We start from the raw sequence: 18555 nt of genomic DNA on the forward strand, positions 1-18555 counted from the left end.
TTCTTCGTACTTCCGGTCAGGAGGTCGTGCCCTGCCGTGCCTCGGCCGCGTTCGCGATGGCCTCCTTCAGGTCCTGCTGCGCCTTGCCGTAGGCCTCCCAGTCGCCCTTGCGGAACGCCTCCTCGCTCCTGCTGTAGGCGTCCTCGATGTCCTGGAGGGCCTGCTGCAGGGAGGGCGAGGTGGATCCTCCGGTGTCCTGCTGCTGACCACCGTCCTGGCCCTGGCCCTGGCCCTGGTCCTGGCCCTGGCCCATGCCTCCGCCGTCGGTCTGGAACACCTCGTTGAGCGCTTCGGGCAGCGTGTTCTCGAAGGCGACGCGCTCACCGAACACGGCGACGACCTTCCGCATGCGCGGATAGCTCGTGTTGGCGCCCTCGATGTAGACCGGCTCGACGTACAGCAGGCCGCCCTTGATCGGGACCGTCAGCAGGTTGCCGTAGGTGATCGTCGAGTCGCCCCGCTTGAGGATGTTGAGGTCGTCGGCGATCTCCGGGTCGGAGTTGATGTTGCTCTGCACCTGCTGCGGCCCGGGCACGGTGGTGTTCGACGGCAGTCTCAGGATGTCGATCCTGCCGTAGTTCGCGCTCGTCGCGTTCGCGTCGACCGCCATGAAGGCGCTCAGGGCCTTGCGTTCGACGGGGTTGAACGTCGTGGTCAACGAGAACGTCTGCTGCTTCTCTCCCGGCAGTTGCATGCTCAGGTAGTACGGCGGCACCGCCGTCGTACCCTCGCTGGTCGGGTCGTCCGGGATCTGCCAGCGTTCGCTGCCGCTGTAGAACTGCGCGGGATCCGTCACGTGGTACCGGGTGAGCAGCTCCCGCTGGACCTTGAACAGGTCCTGGGGATAGCGCAGATGCTTCTTCAGGTCCGGCCCGATGTCGCTCTTGGGCTGCACGGTGCCGGGGAAGGCCTTCATCCAGGTCTTGAGCACCGGGTCGCCGGTGTCCCACTCGTAGAGCTCGACCTCGCCGGAGTAGGCGTCGACGGTCGCCTTGACCGAATTGCGGATGTAGTTGACCCGGTTCTGCTGGGTCACCACCGAGCGCTGGCTGTCGGTGAGCGCGTCCGTGGTGGTGTCGCCCAGCGTGGTGCGGGAGGAGTAGGGGTAGTTGTTCGTCGTCGTGTAGGCGTCGACGATCCACTTCACCCGCCCGTCGACGACCGCGGGGTACGGGTCGCCGTCGATCGTCAGCCAGGGCGCCACCGCCTCGACACGGTCCTTCGGCGTGCGGTTGTAGAGGATCTGCGACCCTTCTCCGATCGCCCCCGAGTAGAGGATCCGCGGCTCGCTGAAACTCACCGCGTACGCGGCCCGGCTGAACGGGTTGGAGAGCTCGATGCCGCCCTTGCCCTTGTAGGAGTAGGTCTTCTCCTTGTCACCGACGTAGTCGATCTCCTCCTGCGGGCCGCCCACCACGGAGTACTTGGTGGTCTTCTCGCCGAAGTAGATCCGGGGTTCGTAGGTCCCCAGCTGGCCCTTCGGAGGCAGGTTCTCCTCGATGTAGACGGGCTCGCCGTCCTTGTTCACCTCGGTCCCCTTGGCCGCGACCATGCCGAAGCCGTGGGTGTACTTGAAGTGCTCGTTGATCCAGCCCTGCTTGGGAAGACTCTTCGGGTCGATCTCGCGCAGGCCGACGACGGTGTCCTGGTCACGGCCGCTCTCGGTGGAGTAGCGGTCCACGTCCAGTGTCTCGGGGAACTCGTAGTACCCGCGCTGCTGCTGCTGTTGCTGGAAGGTCGGCGAGACGACGTTCGGGTCGAGCAGACGCAGGCTCGCCGTGGTGTTGGCCGCGTTCCGCAGTTCCTCGTCGCCCGCGTCGGTGGTGCCGGAGTAGCTCCGCACCCCGGCGTCCGCGATGTTGTAGGCCGAGCGGGTCGCGTTGATGTTCTTCTTGATGTACGGCGTCTCCTTGGCCTGCTCGTTCGGCTCGACCTGGAACTTCTGCACGATCGCGGGGTACAGCCCGCCGATGAGGATCGCGGAGAGCACCATCAGGCCGAATCCGATGACGGGCAGCTGCCAGGTGCGGCGCCAGAGCGTGCCGAAGAACAGCAGCGCGCAGATGATCGCGATGATGAACAGGATGGTCTTCGCCGGCAGGTAGGCGTTGGCATCCACGTACTTCAGGCCGGTCCAGTTCTCCGTCGCCTTGAAGTCGCTGCCCTTGACCGCGAGACCGTACCGGTCGAGCCAGTAGGCGGCGGCCTTCAGCGCGACGAAGACGCCCAGCAGCACCGAGAGGTGCCCCGTGGCCTGCGAGGTGGCACGGGCGCCGGGACTGGACATCCGCAGTCCGCCGTACAGGTAGTGGACCAGGCCGGCGGTGATCAGCGCGAGCACCGTCGCGGCGAAGCCGAAGCCGAGCAGGAAGCGGTACCAGGGCAGGTCGAAGGTGTAGAACGAGATGTCCTTGCCGAACTGCGGATCCGTCTGCCCGAAGGCGACGCCGTTCACCCACATCAGCCAGGTGCGCCACTGCCCGGCGGCCGACGCACCGGAGATCAGCCCGACCAGCGCGGACGCCCCGAGCAGGATCCACTTCTTGTACGGAGCGATGCCCATGCGGTACCGGTCGAGGCTCTGCTGCTCGAGCGACATGGCGCTCAGCGGCGGTCGGAGCCGGTGGGCGAGCCACATGTTGAGGCCCACCACAACGGCCATCAGCAGCCCGAAGACCGCGAACAGACCGATCTTCGTCAGCAGCGTGGTGGTGAACACCTCGCTGTAGTCCACCGAGTGGTACCACAGCCAGTCCGTCCAGAACCCGGCGAACATGACGAAGAGCATGGCGAGGACCGCGAGCACACCCGCGGTCATGAGCAGCGTCCGGGCGCGCCTCGAGGGTCGGCCCACTCTGATCCGTGGCCCGGTGGGACCCCCGGAGCCCCGGTCCGGCATCTGGAAAGCCAAGGTGCGCACCTTTGAATCGCAGTGGATGATGCTGGGCCCCGAATCGTAGGGCCCACTGAGGCAACTTACCGAAGCTTTACCCAGTTCCCGGTTCCGGGGTGTTCGCAGGCACGATGGAGGGATGAACACCACCCCTGAGAACGACACACCCCTGGCCACCGGTCCGCTGACCAGGGCAGTGCTGGAGATCGACGAGTACGCCGCAGGCCTGGGCTGGGATCAGCCCGCCCGTCTCTTCGCCCTGGTCGACACCGCGCAGCTGCGGGCCGAGGAGCCCTCGCTCGCCGACCGCCTCGGCGTCGGCGCGGACCAGGAAGGCGTCGGCGGTCCGGCTCTCACACCCGTCGAGCAGGACGAACTGCCGGAAGGGGCACCGCTCGACGAGTTCCTGGCCACCATCGGCTGGCCGGACGCCGTCGCCGGGTGCGCACTCGCGGTCGAACGGCTGATGCTGCCGCCCTCGGCGGAGGAGTCGGCACCCGCGGACATGGACGAGGCGCAGCTCTCGCGCTGGGTGGCCGAACACCCCGAACGCCAGGAGGTCCGGATGACGGTCGGCGTGCTGCGCGACGGCACCCGGGAGTCGGCGGTCAGGCTGCGGGAGAAGGACGCCACGACGGAGGTGCTGACCGGCGCCGGGCTGGTCCCGGGCCTGGCCGAGGCGCTGGCCGCCACGTTCTCCGAGGCCGGCTGACCGGGGGGCGGCTCAGTCGGCGGGGCAGGTGGAGAGGTCCGCGGTGTCGCCCTCGCGGATCTTCTCCAGCTCCTGCAGCGCTTCCCCGAGGCTCTTCACCCGGACCAGGGTGAGGCCGTCGGGCTTGTGCGAGGCGGCCGCCGAGCAGTTCTTGGCGGGAGTGAGGAAGTACTCGGCTCCCTTGTCGTGCGCGGCGATGGTCTTCATCCCTATGCCACCGATGGGGCCGACCCGGCCGGAGGCGTCGATGGTGCCGGTGCCCGCCACGAAGGCACCGCCGGTGAGGCGGTCCTGCGGGGTGAGCTTGTCGACGATGCCGAGGGCGAACATCAGGCCCGCGCTCGGACCGCCGACGTCGGCGAGCGAGATGTCGATCGGGAACGGCAGCGTGTGGCTGACGCCCGGCTGGATACCCACGATGGCCCGGCCGTCCGGCGCCTTCTCGGTGGGGACGGTGACCTGCTCCACGGGCAGCGAACCGACGTCGCGGCCCTTCTTCTGCGCCGCCTTCACGCGCTCCGCCGGCACGATGCCGAACCGGACCCTCTCACCGGGCTCGTGACGCGTCACCACCCGGGCGACCTCCTCCGGTTCCCGCACCCGTTCGCCGTCCACGGTCCGGATCACGTCACCCGCGTTCAGCCGGCCCTCGGACGGTGCGTCCGCCACCACGGCCTGCACCACCACCCGTGCGGTGACGGGCTCGCCGAGTTCCTCGAGGGCCGCAGCCTTCGCGGACTCCTGGGACTGGCTGAACTCCTCGGCGTTCCGCTGGTCGACCTCTTCCGCCGACGCGTCGTCCGGGTAGAGGACCTCGTGCGGCACCACGGCCTCGTCGTCCGAGAGCCACCCGTGCAGTGCGGTGAACAGGTCCATGCGGTACTCGGACCCCGTCACCCGGACGGTCGTCATGTTGAGGTGACCGCCGTACGCGCGGTGGGGGATCTTCCGGCCGGGAAAACTGAGCACCTGCTTGCCGTCGACCTTGCCCAGCGTGTTGTACGTGGGGCCGGGCGACATCTCCGCGTACGGAACCCTGATCAGCACGGCCGCGCAGAGCAACGCTATGAGGCACAGGGTGGACGCGAGCATCGTCGCGGTGCGGCGTGGCATGCGTACGACAGTACGGGACGTCCCGCTCAGGGCGCTTCCCGGCCCGGACGGCCGACGGCGTCCAGAGCGTTCGTGCGCTCCATCGCGGCACGGAAGCGTTCGTACCCGGCCACCCCGACCGCGTCGGGGACCGACGAGCGCCTGCGCGCGGCCCAGCCGCCCCACACGCTCGCCACCACCCCGCCGAAGACCGGGATCAGCAGCCAGAGGAGAGCCGCCATCGAGTCCTCCCGACTGTGCTGTGCCCCGGCCGACCGCCGAGTGGCCGGCTGATGAGCAGATTAACTCTCGGCGCTTCCAACGGTCGGGGGCGGCGCGGGGTTACGCAACGGCGACACGCTCGGCGGAACGAAGGGGGACCGAACGCCGCAGCAGGAGAGCACCGAGTGGTCGCCACCCGGCAGCGAGCGCTACGCGCCCACCCTCCCTCCCGTCGCCCGACCACCAACCCCTGTAGGAGGGCGCTACGCGCCCACCCATTCATCGGTGCCGTCGGTGAAGGTCTGGTGCTTCCAGAGCGGGACCCGGGCCTTGAGATCGTCGATCAGGCGGCGGCAGGCGGCGAAGGCGTCACCGCGATGCGGGCAGGAGACGGCGACCACCACCGCCAGGTCCCCCACCTCCAGATCGCCCACCCGGTGGACGGCCGCCAGCGCGCGGACGGGGAAGTCGGCGGCGATCCTCTCCGCGACCCGCCGCAGCTCGGCCTCCGCGGTCGGATGGGCGGAATAGCCCAGTCGAGCGACATCGGTGCCGCCGTCGTGGTCGCGGACCGTCCCCACGAAGAGGGCGGTGCCGCCCGCCGAGGCGTCCCCTACGGCGCCGAAGACCTCGTCGACCGACAGCGGGGTCTCCCGCACGGCGAGGAGCCGAATCGGTGCGGCAGCGGCCTGTTCGCCGGGATGGTCGTTCCTCTGTGCCATGCCGCTCATGCTGCCCTACCGGCCCGCGGCCGGAGCACGCCACCCGCCGGCGGCGGGTGCATCCCCCGCTCCCCGGCTCACACGCCCCGGCGTTTGCGCGCCCGCCGTACGACCGCAGCGGCGCCGAGGAGGGCGACCGTGGCACCCGCGGCGCCCGCGGCCGTGGCGTCCTTGCGACCCAGCCGGCGGCCGGCGACCGTGTGGCGGCCCGCCACCTCGTCCAGCAGCTCGGCCAGCACCTCCTCGTTCGTCCAGCCCGGCCGCCAGCCCGCGTCGTGCAGCCGGCTGCCGCTGACCACCCAGGGGTGCATCGTGTAGGCGAGATCACCGGCCGGCGACGGCGTGATGCCCAGCCGGTGCAACCGGGACGCCGTACCGAGCGCGACCGCCGACGGCAGTTCCATCCGCCGGATGCCGCTCAGTTCCTCGACCTCCTCCTGCTCCAGCCAGCCGTCGCAGCCGACCACCACCTCCCCGTCGACCTTCTCCAGCACCGCGTACTCCAGCGCGCCGACCAGGTCCTCCACGTGGCAGAACTGCCAGCACGGCCGCGATCCGGCCACCACCAGCAGCCGCGGCGACTCGAAGTAGCGGGTGAGCGCGGTGTCCGTCCCGCCCACCAGGACGGTCGGCCGCAGCACGGTGACGTTGAGTCCGGGGTGCGCCCGCGGCGCCCGGCGGGCGAGGTCCTCGATCTCCAGCAAGTCGCCCAGCCCCGTGGCCTCCGCGGTGGCCCGCAGCTCGGCGTCCTCCGCGAGCGGCACCTCGTTGTCGGGCAGCGCGCCGTAGACCATCGCCGAGGTGCACAGCACCACCCGGCGCACCCCCGCCGCGGCGGCGGCGGTGAGTACCGTCTGGGCTCCTCGCACGTTGTAGGCGGACCGAGCTGCCGGATCCGACTCGAGATCGAGGTCCAGTGCGAGGTGCACCACGACGTCCACCGGACGGTGCTCGCCCCGGAGCCGGTCGGCGAGTGCCGGATCGCGGACGTCCAGGGTGTGCCACTGGACGTTCCGCGCGTCGCCGCGCCGCTCGTCCAACGCGATGACCTGCGAGACCTCGGGAGATGCAGCGAGCCGCTCGGTGAGCAGCGCGCCCACGCCCGAAGCCGCGCCGGTGACGGCGACGACGGGGGTTCGCGCTGCGCGAACGTCGGTCTCGGAGGAACTCACCGGGTGTCTCCCGCGGTTGTTTCTGGTACGAGGTGCGCAGCTCCATCCTGCCTGACGGATGTCTAGGCTGGAGGTGGAGCCCATCAGATCGCGACGGATCACCAGAGACCGTACGCGGCGTACGGGCGAGGTGCTGTGCGCCTCGCTGACGTGCCAGGCATCAGCGAACCGTCCGACGAGACAGAGCCGAGGAAACCGTGAGTGACAATCCGTTCGGATTCGGCGTACCTTCCGAGGAGCCCGAGGACGGGGACGAGGGCAGGAAGAAGCAGGGCGGGGGGTCGGACCGGGGCGGTCCGGACACCCCGTTCGGCTTCGGCGGAGGAGCGGGCGACGCCGCCAACCCGCTGGCCGCGATGTTCGGGTCGCTCGGCGGCGCCGGAGGATCCGGCGGCTTCGACCCCAACGACCTCGGGGCAGCGTTCCAGCGGCTCGGCCGGATGCTCTCCTACGAGGGCGGGCCGGTGAACTGGGACATGGCGAAGGACATCGCCCGGCAGACGGTCGCGCAGGGCGTGCAGGACGGTCCGGTCGCCCCGGACGGCCAGGAGGGCCGGGACAGCCGGGACAAGGACCGCAGCGTGGGTCCGACCGAGCGCGGCGAGGTCGAGGAGGCCGTGCGCCTGGCGGACCTGTGGCTGGACGGCGCGACGTCGCTGCCCTCCGGGGCGGGCTCGGTGGTGGCGTGGAGCCGGGCCGAGTGGGTCGAGGAGACGCTGCCCGTATGGAAGGACCTCGTCGACCCGGTGGCCGAGCGCGTCGGCGCCGCGATGGGCGACGTGCTGCCCGAGGAGATGCAGGCCATGGCCGGCCCGCTGCTCGGCATGATGCGGTCCATGGGCGGGGCGATGTTCGGCACCCAGATCGGCCAGGCGCTCGGCGTGCTCGCCGGTGAGGTGGTCGGTTCCACCGACATCGGCCTGCCGCTCGGGCCCTCCGGCAAGGCCGCCCTGCTGCCGCACAACATCGAGAAGTTCGGCCGGGGACTGGGAGTGCCGCAGGAGGAGGTGCGCCTCTACCTGGCGCTGCGGGAGGCCGCGCACCAGCGGCTGTTCCAGCACGTGCCGTGGCTCCGCTCCCACCTGTTCGGAGCGGTCGAGGGATACGCGCGGGGCATCAAGGTCGACACCTCCAAGCTCGAGGACGTCGTGGGCCGGTTCGACCCGCAGAACCCCGAGGAACTGCAGCAGGCTCTGCAGCAGGGCATGTTCCAGCCGGAGGACACCCCGGAGCAGAAGGCCGCTCTGGCCAGGCTGGAGACGGCGCTGGCGCTCGTCGAGGGCTGGGTCGACGCCGTCGTCCACGCGGCGGCCGAACCGCACCTGCCGGGCGCTGACGCGCTCCGCGAGACGCTGCGCCGTCGCCGCGCCTCGGGCGGTCCGGCGGAGCAGACCTTCGCCACCCTGATCGGTCTGGAGCTGCGCCCCAGGCGGCTCCGGGACGCCTCCAGGCTCTGGGCCTCCCTGTCGGACGCGCGCGGCCCGGAGGGCCGGGACGGCCTGTGGGCGCACCCGGACATGCTGCCGACGGCGAGCGACCTGGACGACCCCGACGGCTTCGTGCACCGGGAGCAGGCGGACTTCTCGGAGCTGGACAAGATGCTCGGCGACGCGGCGGAGCAGCGCGAGACCGGCGACGACTCCGACGGGGAGAAGTGAGCCTCCACGCGGACGCGGTCCGCACGTTGAAGGAGTGGACGGCACCGGACGAGTCGCAGGAACGGCTGCGGCTGTCCTACCTGGACCATCTGGCGTCGTTCCCGGACGGCATGTGGAAGGCGTGCGCGGACGGACACGTCACGGCGAGCGCGCTGGTGGTGGACGCCGCGGGCGAGCGCGTGCTGCTGACCCTGCATCGCAAGCTGCGGATGTGGCTCCAGACGGGCGGCCATTGCGAACCCGGCGACGCGGGTCTCGCGGAGGCCGCGCTCCGGGAGGCGGAGGAGGAGTCCGGTATCGGCGGACTGACACGGGTCGGCGGGCCGGTGCGGCTGGACCGCCACGAGACGCCGTGCGCGTGGCACCTGGACGTGCAGTACGTGGTGCGCGCGCCGCGCGGGGCGGTCGGGACCGTGAGCGCGGAATCGCTCGATCTGCAGTGGTTCCGCTTCGACGAGGTCGGGGATGTCGTCGACACCTCGGTGCAGCGGTTGGCCGAGGCGGCGCTGCACCGCCTTCGCTGACGCGCCGGGTGGCCGGGGCCGCTCCCGCTCAGTCGCTCGGCTCGGCGGGGAAGTGCGGCAGCCGGCCCGCGGCGGCGACACCCTCCAGGTAGCCCCGCGCGCGTTCAGTGCGCGGGTAGGCCTCCAGGAGGCGCCAGAACTCCGGGCCGTGGCCCGGAACGAGCAGGTGCGCGAGTTCGTGCAGCAGCACGTAGTCGACCACGAAGGGCGGCATGCCCTGCAGGCGGTGCGAGAGCCGGATGCTGCCCTCCGCGGGCGTGCAGGACCCCCAGCGGGTGTTCTGGTTGGTGACCCAGCGGACGGAGGCCGGGCGGGCCCTGCCATGCAGGTACCGCTCGGACAGGTCCGCGGCGCGGGTGGCGAGGGCGCTCCCGTCGAGTACGCGCCTGCTCTCCTGCGCCGCCAGGCGGTCCAGCATGATCTGGATCCACCGCTCCTCCTCGGCCGCGGACATCCGGTCCGGGATCAGCACGACGGTACGGCCGCCGTCCCGGTAGGCGGAGACCGTTCTGCGTCGGCGGGTGCTGCGGCGTACTTCGACCGCGCCTCTGCCGGCTCTGGTGCTGTTCAGCGGCTCGACGGGCACGTGGAGAGGGTACCCGGCCGGTCCCGTCGGGATGCGTCGACGGGAACCGGCACTGAAGGTCCGGGCTTCAGCATCGTGAAGCAGTACATCGAGCAGCAGAACCGGCCGCTCCGACCCGGGCCGAGGCGAACACTGCGGATCAACGGACGGTACGGGGGAGCTTCGACAGTGCTGCGGTACGACGATCACCCCCAGCCTGTGGACAACCCGCTACGGCGATCCCGTCCACCGTGCATGCTGAGGCCATGCTCCCCCTGATCAAGCCCGCACTGCGGCGCTGCTGGCGCGACCGTCGCACGGTGCAGTACGGCGTGGCCCCGTCGCACGCCGTACTGCTGGAACCGGTCCAGGACGCCACCGCGGCCTTCCTGGACCTCCTGGACGGCACCCGCAGCGTGCCGCGCCTGCGCGAGGAGGCGCACCGGCTCGGCCTGCCTGCTGCCGCAGCCGACGGGCTCCTGGAGCGGCTGGCGGCGGCGGGCGTGCTCGACGACGCCGGACCTCACCGGGAGGTGGCCGGTCTCTCCGCGGACCGGTTGCGCGCGGACCTCGCCTCGCTGTCCGCCGTGCACCGGGAACCCGGCGGGGCGCCGCGCCGGTTGGCGGCCCGGCGGACGGCGCGGGTACGGGTGCAGGGCGCGGGCCGGGTCGGTGCTGCGGTCGCCGTCCTGCTGTCCGCGGCAGGGGTGGGGCAGGTCGACGTCGTCGACCGCGGGCGGGTGGAGCCGTGGGAGGCACTCCCGGGCGGCATCCCTGCCGGGGAGTGCGGGGAGCGGCGGGAGGACGCCGCGCGGCGCGCCGTTGCCGGGGCCCGCCCCTGGTCGCGGCGCCCTGCCGCGTCCGCGCTCAGGGACAGGGACGGCACCGGGCTGGTGGTCCTCGCGCCCCGCGATCCGCTGCAGGCCTGGGCGCCGGACCCGTCGGCCGCGGAGCAGCTCCTGCGCACGGGCACGCCGCACCTGTACACGGGAGTGCTGGAGAGCACCGGGTTCGTGGGGCCGCTGGTGCTGCCGGGAGCGTCGCCGTGCGCCGAGTGTCTGCTGCGGTCGCGCGCGGATGCGGAGCCGTCCTGGGCGTTGATGGCCGCGCAGTGGCGTACCCCGGCTCGCCGGGGGAACGGCGTGGGTGCCTGCGACGCCGCCCTCGCCACGGCGGTCGCGGGCATCACCGCCTGCCACGTGCTGAGCTTCCTCGACGGCGACGGCAGTCCGGGGGCCGGCTCGCGCACCTGCCTGGCACTGCCTCATCTGCTCACGGAGCACGAGACCTTCGCACCGCACCGCGACTGCCCCTGCGGGGCGGCGGGGGACGCGTCCGGCACACCACCCTCGGCACGCGTGCCCGCGCAGGACACAATGACCGTGTAGGGCTGCACACGGTCCGGGAGTTGGAGGGCGCATGTCTGATCTTCCCCGCAGGGCGGTCACTCGCACCGCGAAACTGGCCGCACTGCCACTGGGATTCGCCGGCCGCGCGACCTGGAGCCTGGGCAAGCGGATCGGTGGCTACTCCGCCGATCTGGTCGGCAGCGAGCTGCAGCAGCGCACCGCCGACCAGTTGTTCCGGGTGCTCGGGGAGCTGAAGGGGGGCGCGATGAAGTTCGGGCAGGCGCTCTCCGTGTTCGAGTCGGCCCTGCCCGAGGATCTCGCCGGTCCGTACCGGGCGACGCTGACCAAGCTCCAGGAGGCGGCTCCGCCGCTGCCTGCGGGCACCGTGCACGGCGTCCTCGCGGAGGCCCTGGGGCCGGACTGGCGTGCGTATTTCGACGAGTTCGAGGACAAGCCGTCGGCTGCGGCCTCCATCGGGCAGGTCCACCGGGCCGTATGGCACGACGGCCGTGAGGTCGCCGTGAAGGTGCAGTATCCGGGGGCGGGAGAGGCGCTGCTGTCGGATCTCGGGCAGTTGGGGCGCTTCGCGCTGCTGCTCGGCCCGCTCGTCCCGGGGATGGATGTCAAGCCGCTGATCGCCGAACTGCGGGCGAGGGTCAGCGAGGAGCTGGACTACGCCTTGGAGGCGGAGGCGCAACGCGCCTATGCGCGGGAGTTCGCCGACGATCCGGACGTGTTGGTGCCCGACGTGGTGCACCAGGGCGAGGGGGTGCTGGTCACCGAATGGATGGAGGGCGTGCCGCTCGCCGAGGTGATCGCGGAGGGCACCGAGCAGGAACGCGACCGTGCCGGGCAGCTGCTGGCGCGGTTCCTGTTCTCCGCGACCGAGCGGACCGGCCTGCTGCACGCCGATCCGCATCCGGGCAACTTCCGGCTCCTCCCGGAGGGTCCCGACGGCACGGAGGCGTCTGTGGAGCGGTGGAGGCTGGGGGTGCTGGACTTCGGGACCGTGGACCGGCTCCCGGAGGGCCTGCCGCCCACCATCGGGTCCGCGCTGCGCCTGGCGCTCGACGGTGACGCGGAGGCGGTGTACGGGCTGCTCCGCGAGGAGGGGTTCGTGCGGGAGAGCGTCGAGCTGGAGCCGGAGTCGGTGCTCGACTATCTGGATCCCATCATCGAACCGGCCCGTGTGGAGACGTTCGGTTTCAGCCGTGCCTGGATGCGGGAGCAGGCGGCGCGGATTGCCGATCCGCGGTCACCTGCGCACCAGTTGGGCCGGCAGCTGAATCTGCCGCCCTCGTACCTGTTGATCCACCGGGTGACGCTGAGCACGATCGGGGTGCTCTGCCAGCTCGGTGCGTCCGTGCGGTTGCGGGACGAGATGGCGGACTGGGTCCCCGGCTTCGCCCCGTCGGACTCCGCCGGAGTCGAGCCGCCTCACGATGTCGCCGACGCCCGGGCATGAGGGCTGCAGGGCCGGAAGGACGGCCGGGCGCCGGGGCTGTCACGCCCCGGCCCCCGGCGGGCGTGGCTCACATGACCAGGCGGGCCACCGCCTTGCGGGCTCGCAGGGAGGCGCGCTCGGCGCGGCGCTGCAGGCGTCGGGCCTGACGCACCCGCAGCGCCCACTGTTCGGACTCGGCCTCGTAGAGGCGTGACTCCATATGGGCCCTGGCCATGGATTCGGGCATGAGGTGCATCTGTCGGTTCCTCTTCGTGGTGCGGTGCGCGGTGTGTCCGGCACGGCGGGAGATGTGGTCGGTGGAGGTGTTCTTCATCGTCGGATCCAGCTCGGAGAGGTGACGCGGCTGCGGATCGCGCGTCGACGGGTGATCGAGAGTGCCCTGGGTGCTCATGCCACGACCGGGTTCTTCCGGGGACGTCCACGGGGCCGCTTGCGCGGTACCACGACACCCTGGACGAAGAGTTCGCCGCCCCAGACGCCCCAGGGCTCGCGGCGGTCCTTGGCGCCGGCGAGGCAGGACTGACGCAGCGGGCAGGTACCGCACAGCGACTTGGCGTACTCGACGTCCGCGGGGGCCTCGGCGAAGAAGACCTCCGGATCGTAGGAGCGGCAGGGCACCGACACGCCGAGCCTTTCGATGGCGTTGTCGAGCTCGGTGAGCGTGATGAGCGGGGCGGTCAAGGAGTCCTCCGTGGCAGCGGGCGGGATCAGGTCGGTGGTCGGTGACGACGCGTGCGTGTCGAGAGGCACTGGCGGTTCTTCCTTGTGGGTCGTGTCTGTCGTCTGTGCGGTCCGGCTGGTGGCCGGGCAGTGGGGCAAACAGAAGGGCCGCGGATCCCGGTGTGGGTTCCGCGGCCCTGGAAGGTGCCGACCTGATCGTGCCGATCAGGCTGGATCTCTCCAGGGTTCGTGGCCACGGAAGGCCCACGTGAGGTGCTGCTTCTTCTGGCGACCTGCGCCGGCACCGGCGGCGGTGAAGCCGCAGGCATAGGCGGCTGCCTGTGCCTGTGCTGCTACCGCGGGTGCCCCGGTCGGTCGCGTGGCGCCGACCTGCTGGCACCGGCCATTGCCCTCGATCCCGGAGACGAGGGAAGCGAGGACACCGGTGTGGGGCATGCCGGTGCCGCGCAGGCGGGAGCCGAGCAGGGACGGGGAGACGGCCGAGCGGTCGGTCGTCGGAATGGTGTCGATGATGCTGATCACTGGGCTCGCCTCCTCTCGGCGTCTCGGGGATCCTGGCCGACTCGACGGGCCGACTCGGGATCCGGATGTTCAGGATTCAGTACAGCATGAACGGATGGGAGCGGAAAGCCCCCTTCGCATCCATGACCGGAAGGCTATGGGGCCCCACTGCACCCGCGCAAACTATTTTCCGGCTTCCGTCGGGAAAACCGTCCGGGCGGGTCGGGTGCGTCCGCTATGCCCTCCTGTGTCCTGCTCCCGGCAGGCTTCCCGCCCGCCGGCACACGCCCTGCGCGCGCCGAACGCGCCCGTGGCCCTCGGCAGTTCGCCGGACCGCCGGTCCGCCCCGCGGACACGGCGCGGTCAGCTTCCCTCGGATTCCCCGGTACCTTCGCCCTCCGGCGGTTCGGCACCGCCGGTCGGGGCCTCACCCGCGAGGTCCTGGCCGGCGCACAGGGCGAGCACGTCCGCCCCGAAGCGCTGGAGCTTCCGGGCTCCGACCCCGGAGATGCGGGAGAGCCCGCCCTCGTCGTCCGGCACGGCCTCGGCGATGGCCAGCAGCGTCTTGTCGGTGAAGACGCAGTACGCCGGCTGCCCCAGGTCCCTGGCCCGCTCCGCCCGCCAGTCGCGCAGCCGTTCGTAGAGCGCCTCGTCCAGGTCGGACGGGCACCCCTCGCAGCGCATCAGCTTGAGTTCGCCGGGATCGGTCAGCGTGCGGCCGCACACCCGGCAGCGCACCGGGCCGCGCTTCCGGCGGGAGCGGCCCGCACCCCGCTCGACCCCACCGGTTCCGCCGGGCCCGCCACCGGGCGCGGCAGAGCCGGGCCGCAGCCCGGAGAGGAACCGGCTCGGGCGACGGCCGCCCCGGCCGCCGGGCGTGCGGGAGAGCGCCCAGGACAGACTCAGGTGACGCCGTGCCCGGGTGACGCCGACGTACAGCAGGCGGCGCTCCTCCTCGACCTGCTCGTCGGTCCTGGCGTACGCGATCGGCATCATGCCCTCGGTCAGCCCCACCAGGAACACCGCGTCCCATTCGAGGCCCTTCGCCGAGTGCAGGGAGGCGAGGGTGATGCCCTCGACGGTCGGGGCGTGCTGCGCACGCGCCCGCTCGTCGAGTTCCGCGACGAGTTCGGCGAGCGAGGCTCCCGGACGCGCCCGGGCGAAGTCCTCGGCGAGTCGTACGAGTGCGGCGAGGGACTCCCAGCGCTCGCGCACCGCACCGGAGCCGGCGGGCGGATCCGGCGTCCAGCCGCGCGAGGCGAGCACGGCGCGCACCTGCGAGGGCAGGTCGACGGCCTCGTCGAGGAGGGCGTCGTTGCCGCCGGCGCGTGCGGCACCGCGCAGCGCGACGCCCGCCTCGCGGACCTCCGGGCGTTCGAAGAACCGCTCGGCGCCGCGCAGCTGGTAGGGCACTCCGGCGTCGGCGAGGGCCTGCTCGTGGATCTCGGACTGCGCGTTCACCCGGTAGAGCACCGCGACCTCGCTGGCCGGGACCCCGGAGTCCAGCAGTTCCCGGATACGGCGGGCCGTGCCTTCGGCCTCGGCCGGTTCGTCGGCGTACTCGGTGTAGACCGGGTCCGGGCCGGGTTCCCGCTGCGAGACCAGTTCGAGCCGGTGCTGCGCGGCGCGACCGCGGGCCTGACCGAGCAGCCCGTTGGCGAGCTGCACCACCTGCGGAGTGGAACGGTAGTCGCGGACGAGTTTCACGACCGTGGCGTCGGGGTGGCGGGTACGGAAGTCCAGCAGGTGGTCCGGGGTGGCGCCGGTGAAGGAGTAGATGGTCTGGCTGGCGTCGCCCACGACGCACAGGTTCTCGCGCTCCCCCAGCCACAGTTCCAGCAGCCGCTGCTGGAGCGGGTTGACGTCCTGGTACTCGTCGACGACGAAGTGCTGGTACTGCCGGCGCACCGTGTCGGCGACGTCGGGGCGGTCCTGGAGGACGCCGACGGCCAGCAGCAGCACGTCCTCGAAGTCGATCACCGACCGGTCGCGCTTCAGCTGCTCGTAGGCGGCGAACACGCGGGAGGTCTCGGCCGGATCGCGGGGAGCCTCGCGCGGCGACTTCGCGATCATCGCGGGGTAGTCGTCGGGGACGGTCCGGGTGACCTTGGACCATTCGATCTCGCCTGTGACGTCGCGCAGCTCGTTCCGGTCGAGGCGGATGCGGCAGCGGGCGGCCGCTTCCGCCACGAGCTGGATCTTCCGGTCGAGCAGCTGCGGCAGCTCGCCGCCCACCGCCCGCGGCCAGAAGTACTGGAGCTGCCGCAGCGCCGCGGAGTGGAAGGTGCGTGCCTGGACGCCCGTCGCTCCGAGCTGGCGCAGCCGGCCTCGCATCTCTCCCGCCGCGCGGTGGGTGAAGGTGACGGCGAGGATGCCGGAGGGCGGCAGTACCCCGGCCCGTACCCCGTAGGCGATCCGGTGGGTGATGGCGCGGGTCTTGCCCGTGCCGGCGCCCGCCAGGACGCACACCGGGCCCCGCAGCGCGGTCGCGACCTCGCGCTGCTCGGGGTCGAGACCCTCCAGCACGGCGTCGGCGTCCCGCGGCGGCTCGACGTGCTCGGGGCGGGCCGCGGTGCGGTCGGGTTCGGAGAACAGGGTGCCGTCGGTCGGTGCAGTCACCCGGACCATGCTGCCAGCTCCGCGGAACGCCCCGGGTAGGTTGTCCACAGCCGGACCGCCGCGGTGTGACCATCCGCCGCGGCGGCCCGCGGGGAATGCCCGGCCCCCGGGGCACGTTCCCCGTGAGGTGCCGTGCGCCGGGTGCGCGCGGCACACGCCCGCACACCGTCCGCGAAGCGAAGGAGACACCGGAGCCATGGTGGGAACCGTGACGATGTACAGCACCACCTGGTGCGGCTACTGCCGCCGCCTGAAGGGCCAGATGGACCGGGAAGGCATCGCCTACACCGAGATCAACATCGAGCACGACCCGGAGTCGGCCGCCTTCGTCGAGAAGGCCAACGAGGGCAACCAGACGGTACCGACGGTGCTGGTCTCCTCGGCGGCGAACGGCAAGGACGTCGTCATGACGAACCCCAGCCTGGCCCAGGTCAAGCAGGCCCTCGGCGCCTGAGCCCCCATGCCACTGGAGCGGACCTCGGAGCTCGTCGCGGCGGCCGCGCGCCGGGGCGGGGCCGTCGCGGCACTCAACGTGATCACCCTGGAACATGTCGAGGCCGCGCTCGCGGGCGCGGAGGCGGCCGGCCAGGCGGTCGTCCTGCAGATCAGCGAGAACGCGGTCGCCTACCGCGGCGGCCGGCCCGGGCCCCTGGCGGCGGCGGCCGCGCAGGGCGCCCGGGAAGCAGCGGTACCCGTCGGGCTGCACCTCGACCACGTCACGGAGGGCAGCCTGCTGCGGCAGGCACCCGCGTGCGGCTTCTCCTCGGTGATGTTCGACGCGGCACACCTGCCGTACGAGGAGAACGTCGCGGCCACCCGTGACGCGGCGACGTGGGCGCACGGGCAGGGCCTGTGGCTGGAGGCGGAGCTCGGCGAGGTCGGTGGCAAGGACGGCAGCGGGCCGCTCGACGCGCACGCGCCGGGAGCCCGCACCGACCCGGAGGAGGCCGCACGGTACGTCGCGGCCACCGGCGTGGACGCCCTGGCCGTCGCGATCGGCTCGTCGCACGCCATGACTTCGCGCGACGCCCGGCTGGACCACGACCTCCTCGCCCGCCTCCGCGCACGGCTGGACGTGCCGCTGGTGCTGCACGGCTCGTCGGGCGTGCCCGACGACGAACTCGCCCGCGCCCTCGCCGGCGGCATCGCCAAGGTCAACATCGGCACCGCGCTGAACGTGGCGATGACCGGCGCGGTCCGGGAACGGCTGTCGGGCGACGCGCGCGTCGTCGACCCGCGCCGCTACCTCGGTGACGGACGCTCGGCCATGACCGCGACGGTCACCCGCCTCCTCACCTCGCTCGCCGACCGGAACGGGCGGGCCCCGGCGGCTCGCTGACGCCGGGCCCCACGGGGCGGGGGTCCGCGCCGGACCCGCTCAGCGGACGGGACGCGGGAGCGGTCGGCCGTACCAGTGCTCGACCAGGCGGGCCGCGATGGAGATGCCGGAGGGCGGCAGGACCTCGCCCGAGGCGAAGGCCTTCTCCAGGTCCTCCCGCGAGAACCAGCGGGCCTCCTCGATCTCGTCGCCGTCCACCGCGATGCGGGAGGACCGGGCGCGGGCCGTGAACCCCAGCATGAGGCTGGACGGGAACGGCCAGGGCTGGCTCGCCAGGTAGGAGACGTCCTCGACGGCGACCTCGACGCCCGCTTCCTCGGCGACCTCCCGGACCACGGCCTGCTCGATCGACTCCCCCGGTTCCACGAACCCGGCGAGCGTGGAGAACCGCCCCTCGGGCCAGTGGACCTGGCGGCCCAGCAGAGCGCGGTCCTGCTCGTCGGTGACCAGCATGATCACGGCCGGGTCGGTGCGCGGATAGTGCTCCGCACCGCAGGCCGGGCAGCGCCGCACGTGGCCCGCCGCCGCGATGACGGTACGGTCGCCGCAGCGCGAGCAGAAGCGGTGCATGCGCTGCCAGTTCTCCAGCGCGACGGCGTGCACCATGAGCTCCGCGTCCCGCTCCCCGAGCAGGACGCCCGCCTCGCGGAGACCCGCCGGACGCGCTATGTCGTCCATGCGGCCCGGCAGCCCGTCCTTCTGCAACGCGAAATAGCACACCCCGTCCGGGTCGACGCCCAGGAAGTAGCGGTGGGCCTCGGTGACGGGAGCGTCGAAGGACGGCATGGTCACCAGGACGGCACCTCCGTCCTCGGTGTCCTCGATCAGGGCCTGCCCGTCCGACACGACGAAGACGCGCGTCGTCGGATGGCTCCACGCGGCCGCCAGCCAGGCCTCGTCGAGACGGCGGTGCGCCGCCCGGTCGATGCCGCCGGTCGGGGTCAGGGCGATGGAGCGGGTGGTCGCGGAACTCTCGGCGCCTTCGGTCATGGTCACTGCTGCTTACCGATTCCCCTCGTCGTCAGCGTGCGTCGTGTCTGC

The 18555-nt window shown here is 72.1% G+C and carries 18 protein-coding genes; 7 read left to right on the forward strand and 11 right to left on the reverse strand.

The genetic code is table 11. The features are described from left to right. Positions 1 to 16: 16 nt before the first annotated feature. Positions 17 to 2920 carry a UPF0182 family membrane protein gene (locus tag ACL06G_RS07410; protein WP_412835603.1) on the reverse strand — a complete coding sequence of 968 codons (2904 nt, stop codon included), beginning with the start codon at positions 2918 to 2920 and terminating at the stop codon, positions 17 to 19. A 112-nt stretch (positions 2921 to 3032) separates the two neighbouring features. Here ACL06G_RS07410 and ACL06G_RS07415 point away from each other — a divergent pair, with 112 nt between their 5' ends. Next, positions 3033 to 3605, forward strand: coding sequence for a PPA1309 family protein (locus tag ACL06G_RS07415; RefSeq protein ID WP_412784493.1), 573 nt, complete (start codon positions 3033 to 3035; stop codon positions 3603 to 3605). 12 nt (positions 3606 to 3617) lie between these two features. On the opposite strand, the gene ACL06G_RS07420 is transcribed toward ACL06G_RS07415, so the two are convergent. From ACL06G_RS07420 to ACL06G_RS07435, 4 genes are all read right to left on the reverse strand, one after another. After that, positions 3618 to 4718, reverse strand: coding sequence for a YlbL family protein (locus ACL06G_RS07420; protein ID WP_412835604.1), 1101 nt, complete (start codon positions 4716 to 4718; stop codon positions 3618 to 3620). A 26-nt stretch (positions 4719 to 4744) separates the two neighbouring features. Beyond that, positions 4745 to 4939, reverse strand: coding sequence for a hypothetical protein (locus tag ACL06G_RS07425; RefSeq protein WP_412784495.1), 195 nt, complete (start codon positions 4937 to 4939; stop codon positions 4745 to 4747). A gap of 243 nt (positions 4940 to 5182) precedes the next feature. Continuing rightward, positions 5183 to 5641: a molybdenum cofactor biosynthesis protein MoaE gene (locus ACL06G_RS07430; RefSeq protein WP_412784496.1), complete on the reverse strand. Its 459-nt coding sequence runs from the start codon at positions 5639 to 5641 to the stop codon at positions 5183 to 5185. A 77-nt stretch (positions 5642 to 5718) separates the two neighbouring features. Continuing rightward, positions 5719 to 6813: an SDR family oxidoreductase gene (locus tag ACL06G_RS07435; protein WP_412784497.1), complete on the reverse strand. Its 1095-nt coding sequence runs from the start codon at positions 6811 to 6813 to the stop codon at positions 5719 to 5721. A 197-nt stretch (positions 6814 to 7010) separates the two neighbouring features. Between ACL06G_RS07435 and ACL06G_RS07440 the strand changes: the two genes are divergently transcribed. Together ACL06G_RS07440 and ACL06G_RS07445 are read left to right on the forward strand one after the other, a co-directional pair. Further along, complete coding sequence (locus tag ACL06G_RS07440; protein ID WP_412784498.1) at positions 7011 to 8471, forward strand: zinc-dependent metalloprotease; 1461 nt, start codon at positions 7011 to 7013, stop codon at positions 8469 to 8471. After that, positions 8468 to 8995 (forward strand): NUDIX domain-containing protein, encoded by a 528-nt coding sequence (locus ACL06G_RS07445; RefSeq protein WP_412835605.1) that lies wholly within the window; start codon positions 8468 to 8470, stop codon positions 8993 to 8995. The genes ACL06G_RS07440 and ACL06G_RS07445 overlap by 4 nt, the downstream gene beginning before the upstream one ends. Positions 8996 to 9023: 28 nt before the next feature. Here ACL06G_RS07445 and ACL06G_RS07450 read toward each other — a convergent pair whose 3' ends face one another. Next, a complete protein-coding gene (locus ACL06G_RS07450; RefSeq protein WP_412784500.1) occupies positions 9024 to 9581 on the reverse strand; it encodes a M48 metallopeptidase family protein in 558 nt (185 codons plus the stop codon). Positions 9582 to 9826: 245 nt separating this feature from the next. On the opposite strand from ACL06G_RS07450, the gene ACL06G_RS07455 reads away from it, so the two are divergent. Both ACL06G_RS07455 and ACL06G_RS07460 read left to right on the forward strand, forming a co-directional pair. After that, the gene (locus ACL06G_RS07455) at positions 9827 to 10948 is read left to right on the forward strand and encodes a ThiF family adenylyltransferase (RefSeq protein ID WP_412835606.1); all 1122 of its coding nucleotides are present in this window, start codon (positions 9827 to 9829) and stop codon (positions 10946 to 10948) included. 31 nt (positions 10949 to 10979) lie between these two features. Further along, positions 10980 to 12374, forward strand: coding sequence for an ABC1 kinase family protein (locus ACL06G_RS07460; protein ID WP_412835607.1), 1395 nt, complete (start codon positions 10980 to 10982; stop codon positions 12372 to 12374). A gap of 67 nt (positions 12375 to 12441) precedes the next feature. Here ACL06G_RS07460 and ACL06G_RS07465 read toward each other — a convergent pair whose 3' ends face one another. The 4 genes from ACL06G_RS07465 to ACL06G_RS07480 all read right to left on the reverse strand — a co-directional run bounded on the left by ACL06G_RS07465 (position 12442) and on the right by ACL06G_RS07480 (position 16175). Further along, on the reverse strand, positions 12442 to 12765 hold the full coding sequence (locus ACL06G_RS07465) for a putative WhiB-interacting protein (protein WP_412784503.1): 324 nt from the start codon (positions 12763 to 12765) through the stop codon (positions 12442 to 12444). Beyond that, a complete protein-coding gene (locus tag ACL06G_RS07470) occupies positions 12762 to 13124 on the reverse strand; it encodes a WhiB family transcriptional regulator (RefSeq protein WP_412835608.1) in 363 nt (120 codons plus the stop codon). The genes ACL06G_RS07465 and ACL06G_RS07470 overlap by 4 nt, the downstream gene beginning before the upstream one ends. Positions 13125 to 13259: 135 nt before the next feature. Further along, complete coding sequence (locus ACL06G_RS07475; protein WP_412835609.1) at positions 13260 to 13577, reverse strand: hypothetical protein; 318 nt, start codon at positions 13575 to 13577, stop codon at positions 13260 to 13262. 342 nt (positions 13578 to 13919) lie between these two features. Next, a complete protein-coding gene (locus tag ACL06G_RS07480; protein WP_412835610.1) occupies positions 13920 to 16175 on the reverse strand; it encodes an ATP-dependent DNA helicase UvrD2 in 2256 nt (751 codons plus the stop codon). 196 nt (positions 16176 to 16371) lie between these two features. Here ACL06G_RS07480 and ACL06G_RS07485 point away from each other — a divergent pair, with 196 nt between their 5' ends. Next, entirely contained in the window at positions 16372 to 16629 is a 258-nt protein-coding gene (locus ACL06G_RS07485) for a mycoredoxin (RefSeq protein WP_412784507.1), read from the forward strand. A gap of 6 nt (positions 16630 to 16635) precedes the next feature. Continuing rightward, on the forward strand, positions 16636 to 17514 hold the full coding sequence (locus tag ACL06G_RS07490; protein WP_412835611.1) for a class II fructose-bisphosphate aldolase: 879 nt from the start codon (positions 16636 to 16638) through the stop codon (positions 17512 to 17514). Positions 17515 to 17553: 39 nt separating this feature from the next. Here ACL06G_RS07490 and nudC read toward each other — a convergent pair whose 3' ends face one another. Beyond that, complete coding sequence (nudC, locus tag ACL06G_RS07495) at positions 17554 to 18504, reverse strand: NAD(+) diphosphatase (RefSeq protein WP_412784509.1); 951 nt, start codon at positions 18502 to 18504, stop codon at positions 17554 to 17556. Between the last annotated feature and the right edge of the window lie 51 nt (positions 18505 to 18555).

The sequence above is a fragment of the Streptomyces callyspongiae genome, assembly GCF_047200695.1.
GTDB lineage: Bacteria > Actinomycetota > Actinomycetes > Streptomycetales > Streptomycetaceae > Streptomyces.

Bases quoted from the DNA above. Each gene is read 5' to 3' on its own strand.
- ACL06G_RS07490 (WP_412835611.1), top strand. From the start codon at position 16,636: ATGCCACTGGAGCGGACCTCGGAGCTCGTCGCGGCGGCCGCGCGCCGG.
- ACL06G_RS07425 (WP_412784495.1), bottom strand. From the start codon at position 4,939: ATGGCGGCTCTCCTCTGGCTGCTGATCCCGGTCTTCGGCGGGGTGGTG.
- nudC (WP_412784509.1), bottom strand. From the start codon at position 18,504: ATGACCGAAGGCGCCGAGAGTTCCGCGACCACCCGCTCCATCGCCCTG.
- ACL06G_RS07485 (WP_412784507.1), top strand. From the start codon at position 16,372: ATGGTGGGAACCGTGACGATGTACAGCACCACCTGGTGCGGCTACTGC.
- ACL06G_RS07420 (WP_412835604.1), bottom strand. From the start codon at position 4,718: ATGCCACGCCGCACCGCGACGATGCTCGCGTCCACCCTGTGCCTCATA.
- ACL06G_RS07455 (WP_412835606.1), top strand. From the start codon at position 9,827: ATGCTCCCCCTGATCAAGCCCGCACTGCGGCGCTGCTGGCGCGACCGT.
- ACL06G_RS07430 (WP_412784496.1), bottom strand. From the start codon at position 5,641: ATGGCACAGAGGAACGACCATCCCGGCGAACAGGCCGCTGCCGCACCG.
- ACL06G_RS07460 (WP_412835607.1), top strand. From the start codon at position 10,980: ATGTCTGATCTTCCCCGCAGGGCGGTCACTCGCACCGCGAAACTGGCC.
- ACL06G_RS07465 (WP_412784503.1), bottom strand. From the start codon at position 12,765: ATGAGCACCCAGGGCACTCTCGATCACCCGTCGACGCGCGATCCGCAG.
- ACL06G_RS07415 (WP_412784493.1), top strand. From the start codon at position 3,033: ATGAACACCACCCCTGAGAACGACACACCCCTGGCCACCGGTCCGCTG.